The 25,149-nt window shown below is 47.8% G+C and carries 24 protein-coding genes; 12 read left to right on the top strand and 12 right to left on the bottom strand.

Going from position 1 to position 25,149, the window contains the following annotated elements:
* Positions 1-7 precede the first annotated feature (7 nt).
* From Q8L79_RS04380 to Q8L79_RS04360, 5 genes are all read right to left on the bottom strand, one after another.
* Positions 8-514, bottom strand: coding sequence for a PilX N-terminal domain-containing pilus assembly protein (locus Q8L79_RS04380; protein WP_305268305.1), 507 nt, complete (start codon positions 512-514; stop codon positions 8-10).
* Positions 515-526: 12 nt separating this feature from the next.
* Positions 527-1,573, bottom strand: a complete 1,047-nt coding sequence (locus tag Q8L79_RS04375) for a PilW family protein (RefSeq protein WP_305268303.1) — start codon at positions 1,571-1,573, stop codon at positions 527-529.
* Positions 1,570-2,106: a type IV pilus modification protein PilV gene (gene pilV / locus Q8L79_RS04370; RefSeq protein ID WP_305268301.1), complete on the bottom strand. Its 537-nt coding sequence runs from the start codon at positions 2,104-2,106 to the stop codon at positions 1,570-1,572. Before pilV ends, Q8L79_RS04375 begins: the two co-directional genes overlap by 4 nt.
* Before the next feature lie 20 nt (positions 2,107-2,126).
* A complete protein-coding gene (locus Q8L79_RS04365) occupies positions 2,127-2,654 on the bottom strand; it encodes a GspH/FimT family pseudopilin (protein ID WP_305268299.1) in 528 nt (175 codons plus the stop codon).
* A 177-nt stretch (positions 2,655-2,831) separates the two neighbouring features.
* Positions 2,832-3,722, bottom strand: a complete 891-nt coding sequence (locus Q8L79_RS04360) for a fumarylacetoacetate hydrolase family protein (protein WP_305268297.1) — start codon at positions 3,720-3,722, stop codon at positions 2,832-2,834.
* 118 nt (positions 3,723-3,840) lie between these two features.
* Between Q8L79_RS04360 and rpe the strand changes: the two genes are divergently transcribed.
* From rpe to Q8L79_RS04330, 6 genes are all read left to right on the top strand, one after another.
* Complete coding sequence (gene rpe, locus Q8L79_RS04355) at positions 3,841-4,512, top strand: ribulose-phosphate 3-epimerase (protein ID WP_305268295.1); 672 nt, start codon at positions 3,841-3,843, stop codon at positions 4,510-4,512.
* 61 nt (positions 4,513-4,573) lie between these two features.
* Positions 4,574-5,584 (top strand): Swt1 family HEPN domain-containing protein, encoded by a 1,011-nt coding sequence (locus Q8L79_RS04350; protein ID WP_305268293.1) that lies wholly within the window; start codon positions 4,574-4,576, stop codon positions 5,582-5,584.
* A gap of 267 nt (positions 5,585-5,851) precedes the next feature.
* Positions 5,852-7,339 (top strand): anthranilate synthase component I, encoded by a 1,488-nt coding sequence (trpE, locus tag Q8L79_RS04345; protein WP_305268292.1) that lies wholly within the window; start codon positions 5,852-5,854, stop codon positions 7,337-7,339.
* Positions 7,336-7,926, top strand: coding sequence for an aminodeoxychorismate/anthranilate synthase component II (locus tag Q8L79_RS04340; protein WP_305268289.1), 591 nt, complete (start codon positions 7,336-7,338; stop codon positions 7,924-7,926). Before trpE ends, Q8L79_RS04340 begins: the two co-directional genes overlap by 4 nt.
* Positions 7,927-8,410: 484 nt before the next feature.
* Positions 8,411-12,547, top strand: a complete 4,137-nt coding sequence (locus Q8L79_RS04335; RefSeq protein WP_305268288.1) for a hypothetical protein — start codon at positions 8,411-8,413, stop codon at positions 12,545-12,547.
* 215 nt (positions 12,548-12,762) lie between these two features.
* The gene (locus Q8L79_RS04330) at positions 12,763-13,443 is read left to right on the top strand and encodes a tRNA1(Val) (adenine(37)-N6)-methyltransferase (RefSeq protein ID WP_305268287.1); all 681 of its coding nucleotides are present in this window, start codon (positions 12,763-12,765) and stop codon (positions 13,441-13,443) included.
* Positions 13,444-13,488: 45 nt separating this feature from the next.
* On the opposite strand, the gene Q8L79_RS04325 is transcribed toward Q8L79_RS04330, so the two are convergent.
* Positions 13,489-13,686 carry a hypothetical protein gene (locus tag Q8L79_RS04325; protein WP_305268285.1) on the bottom strand — a complete coding sequence of 66 codons (198 nt, stop codon included), beginning with the start codon at positions 13,684-13,686 and terminating at the stop codon, positions 13,489-13,491.
* Positions 13,687-14,069: 383 nt separating this feature from the next.
* On the opposite strand from Q8L79_RS04325, the gene Q8L79_RS04320 reads away from it, so the two are divergent.
* Positions 14,070-14,696: a DedA family protein gene (locus Q8L79_RS04320; protein WP_305268283.1), complete on the top strand. Its 627-nt coding sequence runs from the start codon at positions 14,070-14,072 to the stop codon at positions 14,694-14,696.
* Positions 14,697-14,953: 257 nt separating this feature from the next.
* Here Q8L79_RS04320 and Q8L79_RS04315 read toward each other — a convergent pair whose 3' ends face one another.
* The 3 genes from Q8L79_RS04315 to Q8L79_RS04305 form a co-directional block, all read right to left on the bottom strand.
* Entirely contained in the window at positions 14,954-15,349 is a 396-nt protein-coding gene (locus Q8L79_RS04315) for a glycine zipper family protein (protein ID WP_305268282.1), read from the bottom strand.
* A 175-nt stretch (positions 15,350-15,524) separates the two neighbouring features.
* On the bottom strand, positions 15,525-18,008 hold the full coding sequence (locus Q8L79_RS04310; protein ID WP_305268279.1) for an ABC transporter permease: 2,484 nt from the start codon (positions 18,006-18,008) through the stop codon (positions 15,525-15,527).
* 16 nt (positions 18,009-18,024) lie between these two features.
* Complete coding sequence (locus tag Q8L79_RS04305; RefSeq protein ID WP_305268277.1) at positions 18,025-18,762, bottom strand: ABC transporter ATP-binding protein; 738 nt, start codon at positions 18,760-18,762, stop codon at positions 18,025-18,027.
* A gap of 1 nt (position 18,763) precedes the next feature.
* Here Q8L79_RS04305 and Q8L79_RS04300 point away from each other — a divergent pair, with 1 nt between their 5' ends.
* The 3 genes from Q8L79_RS04300 to Q8L79_RS04290 all read left to right on the top strand — a co-directional run bounded on the left by Q8L79_RS04300 (position 18,764) and on the right by Q8L79_RS04290 (position 20,687).
* Entirely contained in the window at positions 18,764-19,366 is a 603-nt protein-coding gene (locus Q8L79_RS04300; RefSeq protein ID WP_305268275.1) for an arylesterase, read from the top strand.
* 30 nt (positions 19,367-19,396) lie between these two features.
* On the top strand, positions 19,397-19,825 hold the full coding sequence (locus Q8L79_RS04295; protein ID WP_305268274.1) for a heme-binding protein: 429 nt from the start codon (positions 19,397-19,399) through the stop codon (positions 19,823-19,825).
* 115 nt (positions 19,826-19,940) lie between these two features.
* Positions 19,941-20,687 carry a DUF5765 domain-containing protein gene (locus tag Q8L79_RS04290; RefSeq protein WP_305268272.1) on the top strand — a complete coding sequence of 249 codons (747 nt, stop codon included), beginning with the start codon at positions 19,941-19,943 and terminating at the stop codon, positions 20,685-20,687.
* Positions 20,688-20,751: 64 nt separating this feature from the next.
* Here Q8L79_RS04290 and Q8L79_RS04285 read toward each other — a convergent pair whose 3' ends face one another.
* Positions 20,752-21,546 carry a hypothetical protein gene (locus Q8L79_RS04285; RefSeq protein ID WP_305268270.1) on the bottom strand — a complete coding sequence of 265 codons (795 nt, stop codon included), beginning with the start codon at positions 21,544-21,546 and terminating at the stop codon, positions 20,752-20,754.
* Between the two features lie 18 nt (positions 21,547-21,564).
* Positions 21,565-21,861, bottom strand: coding sequence for a hypothetical protein (locus Q8L79_RS04280; RefSeq protein WP_305268268.1), 297 nt, complete (start codon positions 21,859-21,861; stop codon positions 21,565-21,567).
* A gap of 222 nt (positions 21,862-22,083) precedes the next feature.
* On the opposite strand from Q8L79_RS04280, the gene Q8L79_RS04275 reads away from it, so the two are divergent.
* Both Q8L79_RS04275 and Q8L79_RS04270 read left to right on the top strand, forming a co-directional pair.
* Positions 22,084-23,004, top strand: a complete 921-nt coding sequence (locus Q8L79_RS04275) for an SPFH domain-containing protein (RefSeq protein ID WP_305268267.1) — start codon at positions 22,084-22,086, stop codon at positions 23,002-23,004.
* A gap of 11 nt (positions 23,005-23,015) precedes the next feature.
* Complete coding sequence (locus Q8L79_RS04270) at positions 23,016-23,459, top strand: NfeD family protein (RefSeq protein ID WP_305268266.1); 444 nt, start codon at positions 23,016-23,018, stop codon at positions 23,457-23,459.
* A gap of 105 nt (positions 23,460-23,564) precedes the next feature.
* On the opposite strand, the gene Q8L79_RS04265 is transcribed toward Q8L79_RS04270, so the two are convergent.
* Complete coding sequence (locus Q8L79_RS04265) at positions 23,565-24,941, bottom strand: TolC family outer membrane protein (RefSeq protein WP_305268264.1); 1,377 nt, start codon at positions 24,939-24,941, stop codon at positions 23,565-23,567.
* Positions 24,942-25,149: the final 208 nt, after the last annotated feature.

Here is a 25,149-nt window from a genome sequence, read left to right as displayed (position 1 = left end):
GGAAGGATTAGCGTTTAAAAACCGATTGCAGCACGACAACGGCATCGCTGGTGCCACCGACACCCCGCGCGGTGATTCGATATAATTCATTTTCATTGTAATTTCCGGCATCCAGGGAGCCGCTGCCGATAGCTTTTAATTGTTGAATCACATAAAGAGGTGCGCTGGCCGTATGGCCCAAAGAGGCATCGCTGTAGGTTACCGTGTTGAAACTTGACCAGTCGTCGCTCTGTTGGGGCGGCGTGCCGGCTTCGCTGTATAAACCGTTAGTGCCTGTCGCTGTGAACGCGGGCAAGGTGGCTTGGGTCAAAAATGTTTCGCCGCCACGCAATGCCGCTTCTGCGGCTTGAAAGGCAAGGTTAGAATCCCTGCTGTTTCCGGCCATTTTCTCTTCAAGGCCGGCTACCTGGCTACCGGTAACACTGATTAATGTGAGCAATAACAGCATAATCATACTGATAGGCAATACAACACCGGACTGACGCTTTTTTAATGAAGAATATTTGTTAGGCATTAAACTTTCCTTTTATGAAAGCCTGTTGCGCAAGGCAATGGTTAAAGTAAAAATCCGCCTGATTCTTCGATCCGTCGGCGTGACGGTTGCGCCATTATAAGTATAAGCTAAGGGCTGGGCGGCCAAACCATCATCCATGCTTCTTACTAAAAGACTCACGCGGATACTGACCACTTGACTCATATTGAGCCCGGCTGTACCCGCAGGCACATAATAATTGGCCGTACCGTCCGGCGTTGCATCAGTATCCGCACCGTATAAAATCTGCATATTCTCAATGCCTTCAACCAATTCGATTGGATTGGTTGTGCTCGTAGGTTCGGAATTATCCAGGCGCCATAATACCGGCTCACCGCTGGCATTATTACGAATAAAAAAACTGTATGCCCGAAGTACCAGCACTTCGGCATCGGAACCGTAGATTTTGCTGAGGTTATTAGTGGTGTTTTGGTTAGTGGCATGCGCTATAGTCTGGGTTCCGCTGCCGGATGAAGCGCTGGTTGCTATGAAGATATCCGATGCACTGCAATCGGAAATCAAAAGCACATCATACATGTTGATATTGCAGGTATTAGCCGCAGTTATTTGAATGTTGGCGTTAACTGTTGCCATATTCCCTGCCAAATATCCGCCGCAACTGCCGCCAAAATGGTAAGTGATCGCATCGGTTCCGGCAACACAGTCGTTGGCAGCGCCACATGCGTCGGCGCTCCAATTATTGGCAACATTATTGATACCGATAAGTGGCGTGCTAAGACCGGAAGAAATCGTATCAGGAGCGGGATTCGGATTGGGATTTTGTGGATCAATGATAATGTTGGGGATTATTGATCGGGATGCACAGCCCTGAAATCCCATCATCCGGTTATCCCTGGTAATAAAATCCATGACAAAGCGCCCGTTTTCCTGAAGTCTGGACAGATTCTCCTGCATTCTATAAGTCTGTCTGGAGCCGATGAAAATCTGGATTATGCCGCCTGTTAAGAACACGCCCAGCAACATGGCTATCATGAGTTCTATCAGCGTAAAACCTGTTTGCGGGCTTTTAGACTGTTTCATAACTGAAAGCTCGTTTCAAAGAAGGGATCATCATCAGTATCCCCATCATTGTCGACATCACCCTCACTAGCACCGCCATTGCCATCAACATCACCGTCCCGATTATCATCCCAGTTGATAGTAATCGTAAAAGTCCGGGTTGCAGCGACAACCGTTATTGTTCCTGTACCACTGGGTAGGGTTCCGATTAAAGCTGCATTCCACTGAAAGAGGTCATTTTGAGCCATTTGCGCACCACTACAGCCGGTCACAGCTGTGCAAGTCGATTGAGCTACGGCGGAGGTAAGTGCCATAGTAAGATATACGCTGCCTGCAATAACATTGCCGGTTGTCGGATTTACACTTTCATTTTTATTGGCCCGCATTCTATCCGCCATATCATAAGCCAACTGTGTAGCCTGACTACGATTATAGGCACTCAGGTTGTTCCTGATGCTGGTCACTTGAAGCCCTGCCAACCCCAATAAGCCGACCGCCAAAACCAGCGTCGCGATTAAAACTTCAATTAAGGTAAATCCGCTGTCTTTATTCATAAGGTATCACGGTGACTGGATTACGGACATGCTGCTGTTTTTTCAGACGCTTTCGGCCGACCCACGGCATTTATCGCAATTGCACGGGAGTTTGCGGTATCGGCTGGACTGGCGCATAACCTGAATGTGTCGCCGATAGAGCTTAAGCTTAAACCGCTGGGCAAATAGGCCGCGAAGTCCTGATAGCCGACAGTTCCGGTTCTTAAGGTAAAACCGTTTGTTAAAGCCGGGTAGGTTTTCAGCAACGTATCTGCGGCATCAAATACGCCATCCCCGTCCGAATCGGTAAAAATATCCCAACCTGCGTCCCAGTTTTGATTTGTACTTCCTTTTCTTCTAACGCTGACCTGCACACCTCGTTTAACGGCCTCGCTACGTGCCAGATTTAACGAGGCAACCAATTCGTTGGCATAGGTCGTTAGCCGGGTGCTGCTTATGATTGAGTTAAAACTTGGTATGGCTATACTCACCAGAATACCGGCAATGGAAATCGTAATGATGAGTTCAATCATGGTAAAACCAAGGTTTTTTGTTAATTTGTTACCCATCGGCGATTAATCTCCATGTATTATTGATTTTTAATATACTTGGCCCCCATGCACAGAACAGTACTTTTGATCACAGTTTTTATATTCAATTCATAAATACAAGGCGGAGGCAAGTACAGCTAACGACAAGCTGTTGAGATATCACGAGAGCATTACTTTCCGATGACAAGTATCGCATTATAGATTCTGAGTAGAATTTATGACATATAAACTATCGGGCTCCTCAATAACCGGATTAACCAGCGTCCCGATGCCCTCAATTTCAACCCGGGCGGTTTGCCCCGGCAACATATAACCGCGCGGTTTCATTTTTACGCCAACCCCGCCGGGTGTGCCGGTGCTGATCACATCGCCGGGCTCCAGCGTCATCGCTTGCGATAAATAGGCAATCATTTCATAGCAATTAAAAATCATCTGCCCGGTATTGGCGTTTTGCCGCAGTTCGTCATCAATCCAGGTTCTAAGATTCAGGTTATGGGGATCGCCGATTTCATCGCTAGTCACTAGCCACGGTCCCAACGGTCCATGAGTATCGAACGATTTACCCAAGGTAAAGGTCGGTGAACGAAACTGCCAGTCGCGCACCGAAACGTCATTGGCAATGGTAAATCCGGCAATCACTTGATGAGCCTTATCGACAGGCACATGGCGACAGCGGGTGCCGATAACAAAAGCCAGTTCGCCTTCATAATCCAGCTTATCGGAGACTTTGGGCCGATGTATTGCATCGCCGTGTCCTATCACACAGGTGCTTTGTTTGGTGAAAAAACTGGGGTATTCCGGCTTATCCCGGCCGGTTTCTTCGATATGATCGGCATAGTTCAGGCTGATGCCCAGATATTTACCGGGCCTCGGCACCGGTGCATGCAGCTTGACCTTTTCCAGCGCGATACGGCCCAAGCCGCTGTCGATTTGCAGCCGCATAGCGTCCAGCGCACTGGAGCCTGCGCTCAGAAATTCAAGCATGGTTGCAGGGATTTTAGTATTATTTTTACCGTCAACGACAACGCCATCAACAACAGCGCCTACGCGGGTTTCGTGATTATAAGTAAAGGTTACCAGTTTCATAAGTTAAGCTTATCCGTATAATTTCAGGTAGGGCCATTATAAACCCAAGCGTAAACTCAAGAGCTTGGGCAAAAAAAAAGATATAATTAATAATTTTTTAATTTAAGAGGATCAGAAGATGAACGAAAACTGGATTGCTCCCTCCATCCTGTCAGCCAATTTCGCAAAATTGGGCGAAGAAGTTGATAATGTTTTAAAAGCCGGTGCCGATGTTGTGCATTTTGATGTGATGGATAACCATTTCGTACCCAATCTGACCATCGGACCTTTGGTTTGCGAAGCGCTCAGAAAACATGGCGTTACCGCACCGATTGATGTGCATTTAATGGTTGAGCCTGTTGATCGTCTTATTCCCGACTTTGCCAAAGCCGGAGCCAGTATTATCACTTTCCATCCTGAAGCTTCTGTGCATATCGACCGCACCTTACAATTGATTAAAGATTGCGGCTGCCAGGCTGGATTGGTATTTAACCCAGGCACACCGCTGCATTATCTGGATTATGTCATGGATAAACTGGACATGATTTTGTTGATGTCGGTTAACCCCGGCTTTGGCGGCCAGTCGTTTATTCCTTCGGCGCTGGATAAATTGCGTCAAGTCAGAACAAGAATCGACGACAGCGGCCTGGATATTCGTTTGGAAATCGACGGCGGCGTTAAAGTCGACAATATCCGCGAAATTAAAGCGGCCGGAGCCGATACTTTCGTCGCAGGTTCGGCAATTTTCAGCCAGCCGGACTATAAAAAAGTCATTGATGAAATGCGTGCTGAATTGGCTAAAGCGGTTTAAAGGTTAGTAGGGCGGTTTCGCGTTAGCAAACCGCCAATCAGCTAAAATTACGCACAACATTATGTTATCTGAATTAAAGAACATTTCCGAGGTAAATGAACAATCTCTTGTTGTATATGCCAGATTATGGCAATTGGAGAATTGGCTGAGAGAAATGTTATATGTTGAGCTAAAATCCAAGAAAGGAAGAAATTGGATAAATTTTAGCAAGACCAAAAATACATATGAAGCTGATAAAAAACTTCATCATATGCCCACATCTGATTGCAGCCCAGTAAGCTTCCTAACTTTTTCAGAATTAACGGGTCTAATAAAAAAAAATTGGGCTTTGTTTTCAATATATTTGCCCCCTTTAAACCAGTGGGAAGCAAAATTAGAAGAAATAGTACAGATAAGAAATAGAATTGCTCATTATAGAAAAGGGCACTCTGATGATCTTGACAGGTTGTTGCAGCTAATGAGAGATATTGACGGGGGATTGTGGGAATTTTGCACAAGTTACAATGATTTAATCCCAATCCTTCCTCAAGATAAAGACCCAGTCACAAAGAAATACCTTGAACTAGATCCTTTTGCCTATAAGCAAATCAGTGAAAATGAGTGGGCGATGTGTGGCAGTGCTCCACGAGATATGCGTTATATCGTAAGCGTAAATACGATTAAGCGTAAATGGGCGGAGCAATCTGAAATAGTTGATGGGACACCCGGATACTTATACGACATAAGAATCGTGATACGTAATGGACGGCAGTACAATTACAAGAAATTTCTAGACCAAACAAAAACAATCCATTCGAATTTCGTGCATATATGTTTAGATACTTTTTCTGGTTCGATAAGAGTTACATTGCCCGCAATTCTAGGAAGTCCCAAAGTAATTGAAATAATAGATGAACTTATAAGTACAACAGAATACACAATGGAAATTAGTCGCCAAATAAATGCGGATGACCTATCTGTGCAAAACCTATCAGAGAAATGGCCAGAATATGTTTTAGGCCCCAATAATCCGTTAACATTTCTAGGATCTGACATGCCATGCTCATTCTTTAATGTTATAAAAAATGGCTAACAAAAGAGCTACTAAAATGAAAACAACGACTTATTCAACCGAAGAGTTACATAAGAAGCCATGCAATTTATTAACATTAAAACAAAAACTAAAGTTATTGTATTGGCGTAGCAAGAGTTAATTAATAAAAATAAAGTTAGCAGAGCTAAAATTTCATAAAGGCAAGACCTTGATTCGCTTAGAAAGCGCAATACACACTTTGATGATAGCTCTTTATTTTAAAATCGGCCTTACTTGCCGAACTCTAATACAACTGAATAACAAAAAATGACCCCAGAACAATTCACTCAATACGCCCGGCAGGGCTACAACCGTATCCCGATTAGCCGTGAAGTGCTGGCTGATTTGGATACGCCGCTGAGCGCCTATCTGAAACTGGCCGACGGCGCTTATTCTTATTTATTCGAATCGGTACACGGCGGTGAGCAATGGGGTCGTTATTCGATCATCGGTCTGCCCTGTAAAACCATCGTCAAAATTACCGGCAACCAAATCCGTCTGGAACAAAACGGCGAACTGTTGGAAGCGGTCACGCACGATAATCCGCTGATTTGGATAGAGCAATTTAAAGAGCGTTATAACGTCCCTGACATTGACACCCTGCCCCGGTTTAACGGTGGCTTGGTCGGTTATTTCGGTTATGAAACCATCGGCTACATCGAGCCGAAGTTGCGTGGCACGGAAAAATCGGATCCGTTGGGAAATCCCGACATTCTGCTGATGGTATCGGAAGAAATGCTGGTATTCGATAATCTGTCCGGCAAAATGCTGCTGCTGACTCACGCCAATCCTGAAGAAGCCGATGCCTATGACCGCGCCGTTACACGCGTAAGCGATTTGGCCGTCAAACTGCGCGAGTTGCAAGCCAAGCCGACCAAGAACCACTGTCACAAAAAAGTCGAGGAATCCGATTTCATCTCCGGCTTTACCCAGCAGGGCTTTGAAGATGCGGTATTGAAAGCCAAGGAATACATTACCGACGGCGACATCATGCAGGTGGTGTTATCGCAACGCATGTCCATCCCTTACACTGCCTCGCCGCTTAATTTATACCGCGCTTTGCGCTGCCTGAATCCTTCGCCTTACATGTTTTACCTGAACCTGGACGATTTTCATATCGTCGGTTCATCGCCGGAAATCCTGGTCAGACTGGAGGATAACATGGTCACGGTACGCCCGATTGCCGGTACCCGTCGCCGTGGCGCAACGCCGGAGCAGGATATTGAACTGGAACAAGACCTGCTGGCCGATCCTAAAGAACTGGCCGAGCATTTAATGCTGATTGATCTGGGCCGCAATGATGTGGGTCGGGTCGCGGAAATCGGCACCGTGCAGTTAACCGATAAAATGATCGTCGAACGCTATTCGCATGTGATGCACATCGTCTCTAACGTCACCGGACAGCTGCATCAAGGCAACAACGCCTTTGACGTGCTGGCAGCGACTTTCCCCGCAGGCACCGTCAGCGGCGCGCCGAAAATCCGCGCGATGGAAATTATCGACGAACTCGAACCCGTCAAGCGCGGCGTTTATGCTGGCGCAGTCGGCTACATAGCCTGGTCGGGCAATCTGGATACGGCAATCGCGATCAGAACCGCCGTCATCAAAAACAACATGTTACATATACAAGCCGGAGCCGGTATCGTGTACGATTCCGTGCCCAGAAACGAGTGGGATGAGACCATGAATAAAGGCCGGGCAATATTCCGCGCTGTGAGTATGGCCGAAGCAGGCTTGGAAGGAGAGCAATCATGAGCGCCGTTAAAGTGGTCATGATCGACAACTACGACTCGTTCACTTACAACCTGGTACAGTATTTTGGCGAGCTGGGCGCCAATGTCACCGTCGTGCGTAACGATCAGGTAACCGTAGCGGATATAGAAAAACTGGCGCCCGATAAGCTGGTGGTTTCTCCCGGCCCTTGTACGCCCAAAGAAGCGGGCATCTCCGTTGACGCCATTTTAAAGTTTGCCGGAAAAACTCCCATCCTTGGCGTTTGCCTCGGGCATCAAAGTATCGGTTATGCGTTCGGCGGCAATATCGTCCATGCCAAAAGCATTATGCACGGTAAAACCTCGCTGGTTTATCATCAGAATCAAGGTGTGTTCAAAGGGCTTAACAATCCGTTTACCGCCACCCGTTACCACTCGTTGGTCATCGAACAGGAGAGCATTCCCGATTGTCTCGAGATAACCGCCTGGACTCAAGATGAGGCCGGTAAACTAGATGAGATCATGGGCGTAAGGCACAAACAGCTGGATATTGAAGGCGTGCAATTTCATCCCGAGTCGATTCTGACCGAGCATGGGCATGATATGTTGAGGAATTTTTTGGAGCGGTAATTGTTCCCACATTCCAGCGCCGCGGAACTAGGCGAATCACATGAATGAAAAGCAAAAACTTCGCGCGGAACCTTAAACTGTTAATGGAATATCATCCCGACACTCAACAATCTCTTGAGAAGCGTTCTGGAGTGCCGCAGAAAACCATATCTCAGGAGATGACTGATCACCAAATCTAAGCAATGTCGCCCTTGTTGCTTCATATAAGCTTAGTGCGCGGCATGTGTTATTGCTTGATGCCCACATATATATTGATACGGTTATTAATGTTGAAAAGCAATCGCCGGGGCACTTTTATTGGCCGGATATTGATGTCGATTTAACGCTGGAAATTATCAGACACCCTGATCGTTTTCCATTACAGGCAAAGAGTCTCTAACCAGGGATAATAACGTATCAACCGAAAGCATAAAACCACGAAGGACGCAAAGAAAAAACTTCGCGTCCTTCGTGTTCTTCGTGGTTAATCAATCAGGAGTTCATCATGAGTCGTATCGTCTGGCTGTTTCTAAGCGCAGTATTATTTGCATCAGCCGCTCAGGCAAAGCCGCTAACCCCTGAACAAGTGCCGGAACCACTCAAACCCTGGATAGCCTGGGTTTTACAGGATAGCCCGGAACCCGCCTGCCCTTTCATCTATAACAGTTACGAGCAAAAACGCTGTAGCTGGCCTACGCAAACCCAACTGGATTTAACGCCCGATAAAGGCGTTTTTTCGATGAGCTGGCTGGTGTATCAAGACAGCTGGATCAGCTTGCCGGGCGATAAAAGACACTGGCCGCTTAATGTGACTGTTGATAACAAGACCGCGCTGGTCATGGATAAAAACGGCAGACCCTCGGTTAAACTGGCTGCGGGCTTACAGCACCAAATCAAAGGCGGGTTCTTGTGGACTGCCATTCCTGATAACCTAAAGATACCCGACGACACCGGGCTGATTGATCTTCGTATTAACGGGCTCGCAATACCGGCACCGACCATTAAAGACGGGCAACTGTGGTTAAAAGAAAGCGAGATAGGCTTAAAGAAACCGGAAAACATCCAAAACAACCTGGACATTCAGGTATTTCGAAAAATCATCGATGAAGTACCCGCACAGCTTTTAACCCGGCTGGTGCTGGAAGTCTCCGGCGCACAGCGCGAGGTAAAACTGCCCCGGCCTATCATGGACGGCTTTATCCCGCTGACTTTGCAAAGTCCATTACCCGCCCGACTGGAACCGGACGGGCAGTTATTGGTTCAACTTCGTCCCGGCCACTGGCAGATCGACTTACTGGCGAGAAACAGTAAAGAGCTGAATGCACTCCCCCTCCCTCCTAAACTGGAACTTGAGAACGAGCAAGCCATACAATGGCCGGAATCGGAAATCTGGGTATTCGATGCACGCCCCCAACTGCGCGTGGTTGAAGTCGAACAGTTAAGCGCCATAGATCCCAATCAAACCAACTTGCCCGAAGACTGGAAAACTTTTCCGGCCTATAAAATCAGTCAGGGCCAGTCTATGAGTTTTAAGACCATACGCCGGGGCGACCCGGAGCCTGAACCCAATCAACTCAACCTATCCAGAAAGCTATGGCTGGACTTTGACGGTCAAGGCTATACCGTCAATGACACGATTACCGGTAAGGTGACCCGCGGTTGGCGGCTTAATAGTTTGCCGCAAACACAGTTGGGCAAAGTCAGCTTAAACGGCAGCAACCAGTTTATTACTCAGGATAAAACCGGCAAGCAAGGCGTTGAAGTCAGAACCGGCACGATAACACTGGATGCCGACAGCCGCATTACCGGCGCTATCGGCTCAACCAGCGCGGTGGGCTGGGAACAGGACTTTCATAACGTCAGTGCCGAACTGAACTTGCCGCCGGGCTGGCGTTTACTGGCGGCCAGCGGCGTGGACAATGTGCCTGACAGCTGGATTTCCCGCTGGACATTGCTGGACTTGTTTCTGGTTTTAATTGCAGCATTGGCAACAGGCCGATTATGGAATCCCTATTGGGGCTTCCTCGCCTTGGTAACGCTGGTGTTAATCTGGCATGAACCGGGCTCGCCTCATTTCGTCTGGTTGAATATTCTGGCTGCGACTGCATTAATCAAGGTATTGCCGCTGGGTAAGTTTTTAAAATTCATGAGCTGGTATCGCAATGTTTTCTGGCTGGCGTTAATCATGATCACGTTGCCTTTTATGGTGGCGCAGGTGCGCACCGGACTTTACCCGCAACTGGAAAAGCCCTGGCAAGTGATCGATATGCCGGGTTCACAATATGGCGATATGGCCGGGCAGGTGGCTGAAATGAATGCACCGGCGAGCACCCCGGTGCCTCAAGCGATGTATGAGATGAAAGAAAAGATGTTAAGAAAATCGATGCCATCCGATTCCTCATCGTCTTACAGTTATTCAGACACGGCGGTCGATTTTGACCGCATCGACCCTAAAGCCAAGGTGCAGACCGGTCCCGGTTTACCGCAATGGGAATGGAATAAAGTATTGTTGTCATGGAACGGTTCGGTTGATGCGCAGCAACAACTGCACTTATGGTATTTAACGCCGACGCTGACTCTACTGCTCAATTTCATCCGCGTAATTTTAGTCGCCGTACTGGCCTTGCTGATGTTCGGCGTTGCGGAAAAGATCAGGTTTAAAGCTATTCGCCCTTCGACATCGTTACTGCTGTGGTTTTTGTTGTTGCCGATGCTGTCGATACCGTCGCAAAAAACATATGCCGAAATTCCGGACAAAGCCGTACTGGACGAACTGAGAAACAAGCTGCTGGAAAAACCGGTGCCGCCGGACTGCTTGCCGAATTGCGCGCAAATCCCGCAAATGAAAATTACGATTACCGACAAGGAATTGACAATCGCTCTACAGATTCACGCCCAACAATCGGTAGCTATTCCTTTACCCGCTGAATATGAGCAATGGTTTCCTGATCAGATCCTTGTTGATGGCAAAACAGCACCAGGACTTTACCGCGATAACAACGGCTTGTGGATTAACCTCAGCGAAGGCGAACATCAGGTTGTGTTGAGTGGAGTTACACCTTTATTAAGCAAATTCACCCTGCCTTTGCCATTAAAGCCAAACTGGGTCAGCATTCAAAATACCGGCTGGCAAGTCATCGGCCTACAGGAAAACAACGAGGTTGACGATCAACTGCAATTTAGCCGCATAAACCGGACGGAGCAGCAGCAAAGCGCAACCGAGCTGGAGCCGGGCGCGTTGCCTCCGTTTATCAGGATTGAGCGCACCTTGCAACTGGGCTTGGATTGGCGGGTCATCACCCGGATCGTCCGGGTTTCGCCGGCAGATTCCGCCGTGGTATTGGCCGTGCCCTTATTGCCGGGCGAGTCGGTCACTACGGCAGGCATTCGGGTTAAAGAAGGCAAAGCCGAGGTTAATATTCCGGCACAGCAAACCGAATTGCGCTGGGAATCGACGCTGGAAAAATCGGAAAAAATCGATTTTGTCGCGACTGAAACTGCGCAATGGATAGAGGTGTTGATGGCCGATGTAAGCCCCATCTGGCATCTTGAAACGACTGGTATTGCGATGATACATCTGAATAACGAAGGGCAATGGCTACCTGAATGGCATCCTTGGCCGGGCGAAAAAATCACCCTGCAAATAACCCGCCCGGCAGCGGTGGAAGGACAAACCTTAACCATCGACAACAGCCGGTTAAGCATCAAACCCGGGCAACGTAGCCAGGAAGCCGAATTGAATATCAGCCTGAGAAGCTCGCAAGGATCGCAACACACGCTAATTCTGCCGGAAAAAGCCGTGTTGCAATCCGTCGCCATTAATGGACAAATTCAACCGATCAGGCAGGAAGGCAGAAAGCTCACCGTGCCGATCAATCCCGGCAAGCAGGAAGTCTCGATAAACTGGCGTGAAGCGACCGGCATAACAAGCGTGATGCCTACGCCGCAGGTAGACTTGGGGCTGGCCAGTGTCAACGCAAACCTGAATATCGGCTTGGGTCAGGATCGCTGGGTATTGTTTGCGATGGGACCGAAACTGGGGCCTGCGGTTTTATTTTGGGGCGTGCTGATTGTTATGGTTATGTTGTCTTTGGGTATGGGTAAAATCCGGCTGACACCCTTAAAAGCCCGGCAATGGTTTCTATTATTGGTGGGGCTTAGTCAAATATCCCTTGAATCGGCAAGTATTGTTATTGCGTGGTTGATGCTGCTAGGTTGGCGCAAGACGCAACCCGTTTCCGGCATTCGCTATTTTAATGCGCTGCAAGTTATCATCGGCGGATTAACCGTGGTATCGCTGGGTATGCTGTTTTTAGCGGTCGAGCAGGGTTTACTGGGGTCGCCCGATATGCAGATCATCGGCAACCAGTCCTCGGCGTTCAACTTAAACTGGTATCAGGATAGAAGTTTGGCGACTTTACCCGTAGCAACGCTGATTTCAGTACCGCTCATCGTATATCGAGTGTTGATGCTGGCCTGGTCGCTCTGGTTGGCGGTGTCATTGCTCAACTGGCTGAAATGGGGCTGGGAGTGTTTTTCAAGTAATGGGCTTTGGAATAAGGCCGTAGAGAAAAAGAAAACTGTAGCTGTCGCACAGGAAGATACGTGGTTAGCTGATAAGCCGAAAGATAAAGTGCAATAAAGGCGCGACCAGTCAGCCGCCTTTCATTCTCAATGTCGTAACTGCGCCATCCCGGTATTTCCTGCCCGGGATGGCGCGTTATTTATGCCTATACTTTCCCAAATAGCGCCTAAAAAGCGCAAACCGTAACCGCGCTGAATAACCGAATTTTTAAGCCCAATATCATGTCAACCTTCCACTTCCAGCAGTTTTCAGTATTACAGCAACACTCCGGCATGAAAATATGCACCGATGCCGTGTTATTCGGTGCTATGGCCCCGGTCAATCAGGGCGACCACGTACTGGACATAGGCACCGGTACCGGCGTGCTTGCACTAATGGCAGCCCAGCTCGGCGCGGCGAAAGTCACCGCAGTGGAATTGACGCAAGAAGCTTATCAAGAAGCCGATATTAACTTCAACAACAGCCCGTGGGCAAAGCGACTTGAAGCCGTACATCAGGATATCCAAAGCTTCGCCCTAACCGCCGACCGGCAATACGACCTGATCATCAGCAACCCGCCGTTTTTTGAAAACCACCTCAAAACCGTCGATACTCTTAGAAATACCGCTCGGCACACTGACCAACTGCCGTTTATCGATTTGATCAGCATTGCCGGACAATTATTATCCCTTCAGGGCTCGTTTTATCTGCTGATTCCCGCTCATACAGTCGCAAAGTTTTCCGCTCAGGCCTTAACGGCGGGGTTTTATTTGGTCCAGCAAACCGATTTTCGCGGCTATGCCCATAACGAAGCCAAAGTATCTGCGCTGACATTCAGCCGCACAGCGGATTTGTTCACGACGAAGTTATTGACGATCTATGAATTCCACAACATTTATAGCCCGGACAGCAAAGCTTATTTAGCGAATTTTCTGTTGCGGTTTGCCAAAGACCGGCCTGTGCAGTCAAGCTAAAGCTTTATAGTGTATTTTATTCCCGTTGCTGTCCGGGCAGAGTCATTACTTTACACAAAGCTGATCAAAGCCCGTTGAAGAACAATTCCATCTTGCTGAAAACGCGCCAGATCTTAACCTGCCAATAACGACTGGCTTTTCGTTGTTTCTAATGGAAACGCCAACTTCACCTTTATGTAGGATATAAAAATGATGCCCCGTTAAACATACTTTTACCCGGTTCATATTTTTATTTTCACTCATATTGAATTCACCAACCATGCATTATGCATTGCGCAGCTTTCCGCACTAATGCAATTGAATCCGTAAATAGCGTGATTAGAAAGGCAACCAATGTCAGGAAAAATATTACCCTATGTCCAAATCTGCAATGAAAACATGTTATCCCGGCAATAAAAAACGCCTGAAAAAAGGGTCCGCCCTTTATATTATGGAAACCAGCCATTAATCAGTTTATGATTACGTGTCAGAACGGCATGCCTGATTTTATTTAACGATAGTTTACACAAAAATTTTTACATTCTTCATATCCGATATTTTATTGATTATTGAAGACTAAGTTTTCAATTTGATGACTGTAAACATGATTGCAATTAGCGCAGTATCTCAACGAAATTAAGGATTTTATGGAAGAACTATTTATCGGTTGGCTGAAGGAATACGGCTACGTTATCTTGTTTCTATGGAGCATAATAGAAGGAGAAATGGGCTTGATCATGGGGGGCATCATGTCTCACACCGGCGACATGCAGTACTGCATAACGGTTTTTGTCGCAGGTCTGGGCGGTTTCACCGGAGATCAAATCTATTTTTATGTAGGTCGCTTTAATAAAGGCTTGATTCAGCGCAAACTGCATTCTCAACGGCGTAAGTTTGCGATTGCGCATTTACTGTTAAAGAAATACGGTTGGCCCATTATCTTTGCGCAACGCTATATGTATGGCTTGCGCACTGTCATTCCCATGTCGATTGGTATTACCAAATATTCGGCAAAAAAGTTTGCATTCATTAATCTTATTAGCGCATGGGTATGGGCCACGATTACCATAACGCCCGCTTATTTCTACGGTGAGGAAATATTAAGCTTATTGGCTTATGCTAAACAGCATTGGTATTTTGCGCTGCCAATAGCAGGAAGCTTTCTTTATGGTATTTGTGCTTATTTTCAAAAACTGGAGCGGCATTTTTTACAAAAACGGAATAAACGTTTTTCGAATATTGCAGGACAACCGTTGAACAGTCCCAAGCCATAGTGCCTAATGCTTTAATGTAAGCTTTGAATTGTATCGATGCTGGAGTTCCGGCTTCACCTCGCTATTTTGAGACGAATCTGGTTTTGAATGTAAAAAGATATGTATCGCATATCTTTATTGAGTTTCAGGGGCTATTCGGCAAATGGTATGCAAACCCTACAGACTATTATTGCAAAGGGGGCGTAGCCGACCGCCCCTGATGTAACTTAACCGAACGCATCCCTGTGCAGTTTTATTGCACAGGGATGTTAAACCAATCAGTTTACAATCCGGTGTCCACGGTTTCTCATACAGTTGGAATAGGCTCTTTTATATTGAGATTCACTCTCAAACCCTTGTTTAGCGCCGCCGCCAATACCACCGGCGGCCGCGCCTATCGCTGCACCGGTTCCGGGACTCCCCGCGATTGCGCCTATTGCCGCACCGCCAGCCGCACCGATTAAGCCGCCTACGCCTGCACCGATAGCGGTTTCTTTTGCAGTACCGCCAGAGGCATGACTCGCCAAATTTTTGCACTCAGCCATATCCTGATTAATTCGGTAGGCATTAGGGTCGTTATAGCCGTCAACGGTTGGCGTCCATCCACCTTGACTGTAGCAGCCTGACATTAATGCGCTGCCTATAAAAACGATGCTGATTGTTAATTTTTTCATATTAATATTACCTCTAGTAAAAATTGTTTCCTTACAGAATACTTCATTTTTTATGAATAAAGTATGAACACCATACCACTATAATCAGTTGGAATTTTATAAAGATTTTTTAGCATAACGAATTCAATTTCGTCAATTAAAATAAGTAGTATAACGGACCTCCAAAATCCTAAAATTATAGCCCTCTTAAAACCTGAAGCGGCGATTTATTAACCACATTTCTTACGCCCCAACAGCCCGCCAAGCCCACAAATAAAGCGCCGGTTAGCGGCACAATTCCCCATAAGTAAAAGTTAGCGCTGTACCCCATATGCATAACATAAGTGTACAAAGCGTAGAGCATGGCTTCCGAGATGATGACCGCTAACACACCGGAAATCAGCCCGAGCAGGCTAAACTCGATAATGTGGGTTTTTCTTAAAAATGAGCGATTGGCGCCCAGCGTTCGCATCAATGCACCCTCATGGATACGACTGTCCAACGTGGCATAAACGGCGGCGAACAACACTGTAAAACCGGCCATTAGCGCAAAATACAACAAATAATTAATGGCTTCAGTCAATTGGCTCAGTATGGTTTGAAATTGGCGCAGAATTAAATCGACTTCCAGGAGAGTGGTACTGGGGTATTTTTTTACCAATGCGTTTAAAAAATCTTTTTGGCTCTCCGGCAAATAGAAGCTGGTGATAAACGTGCTGGGAAAAGCGTCCAGCGTACCGGGCGAGAAGATCATATAAAAATTCGGCCTCATGGTATCCCACCGAAGCTCGCGGATACCGGCAACGGTGGCAGTAACCTGCTGACTGCCGACGGTAAATGTTAACAGGTCGCCCAGCTTGATTTTCAGGCTATCGGCCAATTTCTGCTCGACAGAAACCTGCCCGGCTTGAGTATCGTCCCACCAACTTCCGGCAGTGATTTTATTATCCGCAGGCAGTTCTTTGGCCCAGGTAAGGCTTAATTCCCGGTGCGTAGCTCTTTCACCCTGAGAGTCCTTGCTGACGATTTGTTGTACCGGCGTGTTGTTGATGGCTACCAAACGGCCCCTGATTACCGGATAGAACTGGCTGCCGTTGATTTGTTGCTGTTGCAGGTCTTGTTGAAAATCTTGTTGCTGATCGGGAAAAATATTCAGCGCGAAATGATTGGGGGCATTTTCAGGCAACTGTTTGTGCCAGTCATTGATTAAATCGGTGCGCACGGTAAAACTGAGCACCATCGCCACCAACGTAATGCTGAAAGCCAGTATTTGACCGACGCTGCCCTGGCTGTTTTTTAATAAACCCTGCAAGCCGAAACGCCAGGTCAGGCCAAGATGCGGCAACAGTCTCCGGCTAAACCGCAGCACCGCATAAACCAAAAAACCGAGCAGCAACACCGCCCCCATACCGACACCGATAATGGTCAAGGTCATTTTAAGATCATCGGTATAACGCCAGATCAATACGCCGATAATGCCGATTGCCAAACCGTAAATCAGCCACGCGCTGTTCGGCAAAGGTTCCAGTTCGCGGCGCAACACGCGTAAAGGCGACACTTTTTTAAGACGCAATAACGGCGGCAGCGCGAATCCCAACAAAATAGCCATACCGATGATAAACCCGAAAAAAATCGACAACAAACCGGGAGCGGCGACCTGCTGAGGCAATAACGATCTTAATAAATGGAACAGCGCTTCCTGCGCAAACCAGCCCAACAGGCAACCTATGGCGCTGGCCAATAAACCCAACACGACAAACTGGCTGCCGTAAAGCCAGAGTATTTCGTTCTGTTTGCAGCCCAGGCAGCGCAATATCGCAGTGGCGTTAAAGTGCCGTTCGGTATAACGCCGCGTCGTCATGGCAATCGCCACGCCGGAAATCAAAATAACGATAATGCTGGATAAACCCAGATAGCGTTCCGCGCGTTCCAGCGCCGAACCCAGCTCCGGGCGGTCTTCATGGATATCCATGATGCGCTGGGACGGATTCAACTTCGGTTTGATCCAGCGACTGAATTCGGCTAACGCTTTGCTATCGCCGCTGAATTGAAAGAAATAATGCACACGACTGCCCGGCTGCAAAATGCCGGTAGACTGCAAATCGTCCGCATTAATCATCACGCGCGGGGAGAAACTGTAAAAATCGCCGCGTTTGTCCGGCTCGTAAGTAATGATGCTGCTGACGGTCAGTTTTTTTTCACCGACGGTTAACAGTTCGCCGAGCTTAAGTTTAAGCGCCGACAAGATGCGTTTATCAACCCAGGCGGTTCCGGGTTTTGGGCCGGTGTGTTCGACGGTTTCAGCCGAATAATCCGAGGCGGTGGCTTTTAAAAAACCGCGCAACGGGTAGGCGGAACTGACCGCTTTAATGCCCGCCAGCAAGAGTTCGTCGTGCTCAATCAACACACTGGAAAATTCAACCGCTTGCGCCTGAGCAAGATTGAGTTGCGTTGCCTTGGACAGCCATTCGTCAGGAACCGCGGCCGGGCTTGTGATCACTAAATCAGCCGCCAGGAATTCCGCCGCTTGAGTGGTCATGGTCCGTTGCAGGCGGTCTGCAAACAGCGATATGGCGGTCGAGCTGGTGACGGCAATGATCAAAGCCAGCGTCAGTATGGTTAACTCGCCGGAACGGCTGTCGCGCCATAACAGTCGCAATGCCAAATTAAAACGTGTCATAAATGTACCTATAAAATCAATTAGCTACTATATGCCCTGAATCCAGTTTAATGGTGCGTTGGCAGCGAGCCGCCAGTACCTGATCATGCGTCACCAGAATTAACGTAGTTTTGTTTTCCAGGTTAAGCTCGAACAGCAAATCAATAATATGCGCACCGGTTTTGCTGTCCAGATTGCCGGTCGGCTCGTCGGCAAACAAAATCGCAGGCTTGGTGACAAAGGCCCTGGCCAGCGCCACACGCTGTTGCTCGCCGCCGGAAAGTTTCTGGGGCGTATGCGATAAACGGTGCGACAGGCCGACTCTATCCAATAACAGAGTCGCTGAGGCTTTGGCGTTTTTATCGCCGCTTAACTCCAAAGGCAGCATCACGTTTTCCAACGCGGTCAACCCCGGCAGTAATTGAAAGGACTGAAACACAAAGCCTATCAACTCATTGCGTATTGCCGCCCTGCCGTCTTCGTCCATCGCGGTTAATAATTTTCCATTCAAACTGATAGTTCCGGAAGTCGGTGCATCCAGCCCGGCCAGCAGGCTGATTAAGGTGGATTTGCCTGAACCGGATTCGCCGACGATGGCAATACTTTCACCGGATTTGATTATCAAATCTATGGATGACAAGATATGCAATATTCCATCGGACGTAGCTACCGATTTACTCAGGTTTTCCGTTACTATAACGCCGGGGATGGTATCTATGCCGTAAGCCTGCCGGGAGTGGGGACGGCGAATGTTGTTTAATGATTGAGTTTTCATAATGACCAGATTCTTATTTGCCGTGATAATTTCGTTAATGTCGATGACCGTTACGGCCAAATCCATTGTTGTATTGGGAGATAGTATCAGTGCCGGTTACGGAATTGAAGTCTCAAAGGGCTGGGTAGCGTTATTGCAGGAAAAACTGAATGAAAAAGCCCCCGACCATGTTATCCACAATGAAAGCATCAGCGGCGATACTACGGCCGGCGGCTTGGCGCGTATAGACCGGGCCTTGACCGTGCACAAACCAGATATCGTCATCATTGAGCTGGGGGCTAATGATGGCTTGCGCGGCTTGCCGCCGACGTTGATAAAAAGCAACCTTGCCGAAATTGCCCATCGTGCGAAGCTTGCCGGTGCAAAAGTTTTGTTGCTGAGCATGAAAATTCCGCCCAATTACGGTAAGCGCTATACCGATCTTTTTTACAATATTTACCCGCAATTAGCTACGGAGCTGGGCGTCCCGTATGTGCCTTTCATTATGGAAGATGTCGCCCTGACCAAGGACATGATGCAACAAGACGGACTGCATCCCAATGCCAACGGGCAGCCGGTCATTGCAGATAAAGTATCGCGGCAGCTGATGCCGTTATTAAAATAATAAAACCTTCAACAAAGAAGAGAACCATAGATGAAATCACTAACACTCGAAAAAGCTAACCTCATTATCAATACCGCAACCAACAAGGCCCGTAAACTGAACATGGAACCGATTACCGTAGTCGTTCTGGATGCGTCGGGACATTTAAAAGCCATGCAACGGGAAGACGGCGCAACGATGATCAGGGAACAGATTGCCACCGCAAAAGCCTGGGGCGCGGTCAGCATGGGCATATCATCCCGCAGCTTGGCCAGCGTGGCGGAAAAGAGGCCCGACTTTATGAATGCCCTGCTAAATATGGCGGATGGAAAAATAATGCCGGTTCCGGGCGGCGTGCTGATTCGCGATACCAAAAACAACCTGATCGGCGCAGTCGGCATCAGCGGCGACATTTCCGACCAGGACGAGCGTTGCGCGATTGCGGGCATTGAGGCAGTAGGTTTTATTGCCGGAGTTTGAGGTTGGTAAGCCGACCTGAATATCCAACGCTTATCCCCTTCTTTATAAGCCGGGATAGTCAACAAACCAAGCTGTCTGATAGAGCATTCAGATTTAACAAAATAACGGAAAAACTATGTGCTGGAGTGGAGAAGCGTCAACCGTATTAGCGACCATCGGATTATCGAGTACCGCTTATTTTTATTATAAAAAAGAACCTGCGCCGCTGTGTTATGCCTTGGGCTTCTTTTCGTTAATGGAGGCCTTGCAGGCCTATACCTATACGGTGATTGACGATTGCGCCAATCCCGGCAATCAGGTGGCGACCTTGTTGGGCTATATTCATATCGCTTTTCAGCCGTTTTTTGTCAATGCAGTGTCGATGTATTTTATCCCCGAAAAAGTCAGGGACAAGATTTCCGCATCGGTTTATTTTATCTGTCTGGTGACTACGGTCTGCTTGTTGATACGCCTGTATCCGTTCGAATGGGCTCCGCTCTGTTACGAGGTCAAAACCCGGTTTATCCTGTTCAGCCAATATGCCGAGTCGTTCAACGTACCGTTTTGCGGCAGGCGGATCTGCTCTACTTCCGGCGACTGGCATATCGCCTGGGAAATACCCGCTACGGCAAACCTGGTACTGTTCAATATGTATGTTGTCGCGGCATTCATCATGCCTATTTTCTACGGCTCATGGAAAATGACGACCTACCACATTATTACCGGGCCATTGCTGGCTTGGCTGACCACTACTAATCCCAACGAATGGGCGGCGGTTTGGTGTTTGTACTCAATCGGTTTATTGCTGTTACTGGTTAAAACGCCAATACGCAATTATTTGCATGTGCGCAGCTGGTTTTGGTGGAAATACCTGAAAGTCTGAGAAAACCATGCCCGATGATATGCAGGCCGGAATAAGCCACCTCGCGCTACGCGCTTGGATGGGCTTATTCCGGTCTACACAACCGGTAGCAAAAAAGCTTAGTCCTGCGTCGGTCTGCAATGTCTACTATCTTTTCCGGCTCCCAATCCGGGATCGGAAAGGATGAAGAGATAAACAAGGAGCCAGGACGCATTTCACGCCTGACTTTCTCGCCCAGCTCCACCATGACCGCCGGAGAAAGGAAGGCAAACACCACCCCATAACGGGCAAGGTTGCAGTCCCATAAACTGGCGCGTTTTGCGTTCACATTCGGCAATTTACGGCAGCGCCAGGCGGTGATCAGCCACGGTAGCGGCGCGCGCTCCCATGCATCGACCGTTATGGGTAGATGCTGCGCCAGCGGCACCGCCACTGAACCGATTCCGGCACCAAGGTCGGCAAACACGCCGGCATTTTCCCGCTCAACAATGGCCGCTACCGCATCCGCTACGGCGTTCGAGGACAAAAACAGCGGCACATCGCCCTTGACCGTACCCCAGAACACCAGCGCCAGCAGCAGCACGGTCAGCAGATACAGCCAGGAAGGCAACTGCAAGGTGAACATGGCGATTGCCGCGGGCAAAAACAGTAAATGAATCGGAAACCACCAGTACGGCTGGCGCAATGCGCCGGACCACAAGGCCGCCATAGCGCCTTGTACCAGCGCCAAACGCCATGCGCCGTGAAACAGCGCAGGCGACATCCAGGCCAGAGTGGTTGTCAGCGCCAAACCCAGCGCCTGTGCGGCAAAAGCTTTGAATAATGTTATTAAACCTGTTGTTCCGGCGATTTTTATCACAGTGAGGCCGGAAATATCCAATCCGTTAATGCACCTGTGTTAATTCTTCGGAGAATTTGGTTTGGACGCGGGAACCTCAGGTACTGGAACCGGTGCGGAAGATGGATCCATGATTTTGGATACAGTTTCTTTAGAAGCCTTTTCCTCCTCGGCTCTTTGCCGATTGCCTTCGCCATAAAGCGTAGCGGAAACCATAAACAAGACGGTCGATATAATCAGGACTAAAAATCTGTCCGGCTTTTTCAAAAAGAACAAAGGCCATTTCGGCTTAATCATTCCGACAATAAGAAAAAGCAGAGTCCAGATCCCTGTGTGAAAAGCGGCGGTTATCAGCATTATAATTACTCGTTAACTTACATTTAGACAGATTTATATTATTATTAGTTGGGCGGCCGTTTGCAACACGCACGCTGTTATTTTAACGGTTTTACTTTAATTGTTAGCATTGCTTTTTCACGTCGGCTAACAAAACAAGATTTTCAAGCAGTTGAAAGTTGACACATCCCGTGTCAAAGAACTCTTATCTACAGGGTTTTTATATACAAATCAGGAGGTTCTATGGGTGGCTTTGTTTTAGCATTATTGGTTTTTGCTGTCTTGATAGTTTTCATGAGCGTCAAGTCGGTTCCCCAAGGCATGGAGTATACGGTTGAGCGCTTCGGAAAATATACCAATACATTGACGCCCGGCTTGAATATTATCGTGCCGATTATCGACCGTATCGGTAAAAAGATGGTGATGATGGAACAGGTGATGGACGTGCCGTCACAGGAAGTCATCACCAAAGACAATGCGATGGTGACCGTGGACGGGGTGATTTTCTACCAGGTTATGGATGCCGCCAAAGCCGCTTATGAAGTCAGCCAGTTGGGCTGGGCTATTCTGAATCTGGTGATGACCAATATTCGTACTGTCATGGGTTCGATGGATCTGGATGAATTGTTGTCGCGCCGGGACGACATCAATGCGCGACTGCTGTCCGTTGTGGACGACGCCACCACACCCTGGGGCATCAAAGTCACCCGTATCGAAATAAAAGACATTGCCCCGCCCAAAGATTTGGTCGAAGCCATGGGCCGGCAAATGAAAGCCGAGCGCTTGAAACGCGCCTCCATTCTTGAAGCCGAAGGTTTAAGGCAGTCCGAGATTTTACGCGCAGAAGGCGCGCAACAAGCGGCCATTCTGGAAGCGGAAGGCCGCAAAGAAGCTTCTTACCGCGATGCCGATGCCCGCGAACGCTTGGCACAAGCCGAAGCCAGAGCGACGCTGATGGTCTCGGAAGCGATCGGCAAAGGCGATGTCCAAGCTATTAACTATTTTGTCGCGCAAAAATACATAGAGGCGTTAAAAGATATTGGCGCCTCTACCAACAGTAAACTGGTTTTCATGCCGTTGGACTCATCAAGTGTGATTGGCGCCCTCGGCGGCATTGGCGAACTGGCGAAAGAAGCCATGGCTAATACCCGCACGGGGCACTAGAAAGAGCTGATATGGCTGAGCTAGAGATTGTTTTCTGGAACTGGTGGGTATTAGCCCTCATTCTGTTAGTAGTCGAGCTGCTGGTTCCCGGATTTTTCTTCCTGTGGATGGCGGCATCAGGTTTTGTAACCGGATGCCTGCTATTACTGATACCTGTAATCGACATCAAATTACAGGTGTCGATTTTTTCCGTACTGTCTGTTGCTGCCATTACCGTATGGAAGCTTTACGGCAAAAAACACCCCATAACAACAGATCATCCGCTATTGAACAAACGCGGTCAGCAGTATATCGGCAGAGTCTTTACCCTGTACAAGCCGATAGAAAACGGCGAGGGAAAAATCAAAGTAGACGATTCCATCTGGAAAGTTCATGGCGAAGATTGCGATATTAACACCAAGGTAAAAGTCATCGCGGTTCGCGGCACGGTGTTTGATGTGGAAAAAGTTGAATAGCTCTCCACACCGCTTTTGATATAAATCTAGAGTAGATAGAAGCAGGCGAATGTAAGTAGTTACAAAAGACAGTAAATGCCGGATCAGGTTTGAACCACTAAAAACTTAATCGGCCTGTTTTTTGTGCCTTGAAGCAGCGCTTGCTACCAATAACCGGTTTATTTGCTCAATATCTTCTTGGGCAAGGCTGCTGGACGCTTGTTTTAGCTTGATGGTGTTCAACAAATAATCATACCGGGTGCGTGAATAATCCCGTTTAGCCCGATATAGATTTCTTTGCTCGTCCAGTACTTCAACCAGTGTGCGTACGCCGACTTCAAAACCGGCTTCAGTGGATTGCAGGGAAATCTCGGCGGAGCTAACTGCGGTTTTCAGTGCTTCTACGCGACTGATGCTGGTAGTGATCCCTCGATAAGCGTCTTTTACCTGACGATTTACCGCTCTTTTCGCAGCAGTTAACTGTTCTTTAGCCTGTTCATATTTATAACTGGCCTGCTGGGTTCTGGAATTTACCGCGCCGCCTTCAAACAAAGGAACATTTAAGCGCAGACCTACCACTTCTGTCGATCCTCGTAAACCAAAGTTACTGGTAGTGTCATATTCGCCCAAAGAAGCAGTTAAATCCAATTGCGGCAGATGCCCATTGCGTTGTAAATCAATCGATTTCCGAGAAAATTCCATCTGATTAAACGCTGAAATGATGCTGAAATTACCGACTTCCGCAGAACTGCTCCACACCGATAGTTCATCCGGCTCCGGTCTGGCTAACGGAATATTCTCGCCCAGAGGATTAAGTGCGATGTCTTGCTCGCCAATAATCTCTGTTAACGCTTCTTTTTGGTTATCCACATTATTGGATGCCTCAATTTCATTGGCAGTGGCTGCATCGAAAGCTGCTTGAGCCTGACGACTTTCGGTAATATCAATAACGCCTATTTCAAATCGTTGTTTAGCCTGTTCAAGCTGTCGTGCAATCGCCTGCTTTTCCGAGCTGCTAAATTCAAGATTGTCCTCGGCAGATAAGACATTGAAATAAGCCTCAGTGATTTTAACCATCAGTTTTTGCAGTTCAGCCTGATAATCTGCTTCGGCTTGAGCAATTTGATTATCAGATTGGCTGAGTTGTATCCAATGCTCCCAGTGAAACAAAGGTTGAGTTAAGTTCACATTAAAATTGTTGTCGGAGTATTTCTGCAAGCCACTGCCTTGGAAAGTTGTCCTTTTATTATTTAAACGATTCAGAGTGCTAATGCCTGTTGCCGAAACATTGGGTAGAAAATTCGCAATGCTTTGGTTTTTTGACTCGCCAACGGCAAGCTGGCTGGCGTGCGCTTGTTTTAAAACAGGATCATTCTGCAACGCCAGCTCATAGACTTCGAGTAAGTCCTGGGCATAGACGGCAGGGGAAATTCCTGTTAAAAAAATAACAATAAAACCAGATAAATAATTGGAGACAGCTTGCTTGATTATATTAATTGACATGCAATTTTATTTCTCTGGTTAGATGCATTTACGGCCTTACAAAGCAGCCGCCTTGCATATTTCACAAGGTAGCTGCTCAATGCATCATGGCGATTGCGATTAAATCGGTTTGACTTGAAAGCGCCATTATAGCAGGAGGAAGCGGGCCGGCTTGAGTTCTGCATACGAATGCAGCAACGGCTAAAGTCGCCTGTGGCAGTTTGCCGTA

It is taken from the genome of Methylobacter sp. (assembly GCF_030680395.1).
Classification (GTDB): domain Bacteria; phylum Pseudomonadota; class Gammaproteobacteria; order Methylococcales; family Methylomonadaceae; genus Methylobacter_A.
This window is presented reverse-complemented; position numbering and strand designations above follow the sequence as displayed.

Bases quoted from the DNA above. Each gene is read 5' to 3' on its own strand.
- Q8L79_RS04295 (WP_305268274.1), top strand. From the start codon at position 19,397: ATGAAATCACTAACACTCGAAAAAGCTAACCTCATTATCAATACCGCA.
- Q8L79_RS04335 (WP_305268288.1), top strand. From the start codon at position 8,411: ATGAGTCGTATCGTCTGGCTGTTTCTAAGCGCAGTATTATTTGCATCA.
- Q8L79_RS04310 (WP_305268279.1), bottom strand. From the start codon at position 18,008: ATGACACGTTTTAATTTGGCATTGCGACTGTTATGGCGCGACAGCCGT.
- Q8L79_RS04270 (WP_305268266.1), top strand. From the start codon at position 23,016: ATGGCTGAGCTAGAGATTGTTTTCTGGAACTGGTGGGTATTAGCCCTC.
- Q8L79_RS04360 (WP_305268297.1), bottom strand. From the start codon at position 3,722: ATGAAACTGGTAACCTTTACTTATAATCACGAAACCCGCGTAGGCGCT.
- Q8L79_RS04265 (WP_305268264.1), bottom strand. From the start codon at position 24,941: ATGTCAATTAATATAATCAAGCAAGCTGTCTCCAATTATTTATCTGGT.
- Q8L79_RS04365 (WP_305268299.1), bottom strand. From the start codon at position 2,654: ATGGGTAACAAATTAACAAAAAACCTTGGTTTTACCATGATTGAACTC.
- Q8L79_RS04315 (WP_305268282.1), bottom strand. From the start codon at position 15,349: ATGAAAAAATTAACAATCAGCATCGTTTTTATAGGCAGCGCATTAATG.
- Q8L79_RS04350 (WP_305268293.1), top strand. From the start codon at position 4,574: ATGTTATCTGAATTAAAGAACATTTCCGAGGTAAATGAACAATCTCTT.
- Q8L79_RS04340 (WP_305268289.1), top strand. From the start codon at position 7,336: ATGAGCGCCGTTAAAGTGGTCATGATCGACAACTACGACTCGTTCACT.
- Q8L79_RS04280 (WP_305268268.1), bottom strand. From the start codon at position 21,861: ATGCTGATAACCGCCGCTTTTCACACAGGGATCTGGACTCTGCTTTTT.
- Q8L79_RS04300 (WP_305268275.1), top strand. From the start codon at position 18,764: ATGACCAGATTCTTATTTGCCGTGATAATTTCGTTAATGTCGATGACC.
- Q8L79_RS04305 (WP_305268277.1), bottom strand. From the start codon at position 18,762: ATGAAAACTCAATCATTAAACAACATTCGCCGTCCCCACTCCCGGCAG.
- pilV (WP_305268301.1), bottom strand. From the start codon at position 2,106: ATGAATAAAGACAGCGGATTTACCTTAATTGAAGTTTTAATCGCGACG.
- Q8L79_RS04375 (WP_305268303.1), bottom strand. From the start codon at position 1,573: ATGAAACAGTCTAAAAGCCCGCAAACAGGTTTTACGCTGATAGAACTC.
- Q8L79_RS04330 (WP_305268287.1), top strand. From the start codon at position 12,763: ATGAAAATATGCACCGATGCCGTGTTATTCGGTGCTATGGCCCCGGTC.
- trpE (WP_305268292.1), top strand. From the start codon at position 5,852: ATGACCCCAGAACAATTCACTCAATACGCCCGGCAGGGCTACAACCGT.
- Q8L79_RS04325 (WP_305268285.1), bottom strand. From the start codon at position 13,686: ATGAGTGAAAATAAAAATATGAACCGGGTAAAAGTATGTTTAACGGGG.
- Q8L79_RS04380 (WP_305268305.1), bottom strand. From the start codon at position 514: ATGCCTAACAAATATTCTTCATTAAAAAAGCGTCAGTCCGGTGTTGTA.
- Q8L79_RS04290 (WP_305268272.1), top strand. From the start codon at position 19,941: ATGTGCTGGAGTGGAGAAGCGTCAACCGTATTAGCGACCATCGGATTA.
- Q8L79_RS04320 (WP_305268283.1), top strand. From the start codon at position 14,070: ATGGAAGAACTATTTATCGGTTGGCTGAAGGAATACGGCTACGTTATC.
- rpe (WP_305268295.1), top strand. From the start codon at position 3,841: ATGAACGAAAACTGGATTGCTCCCTCCATCCTGTCAGCCAATTTCGCA.
- Q8L79_RS04275 (WP_305268267.1), top strand. From the start codon at position 22,084: ATGGGTGGCTTTGTTTTAGCATTATTGGTTTTTGCTGTCTTGATAGTT.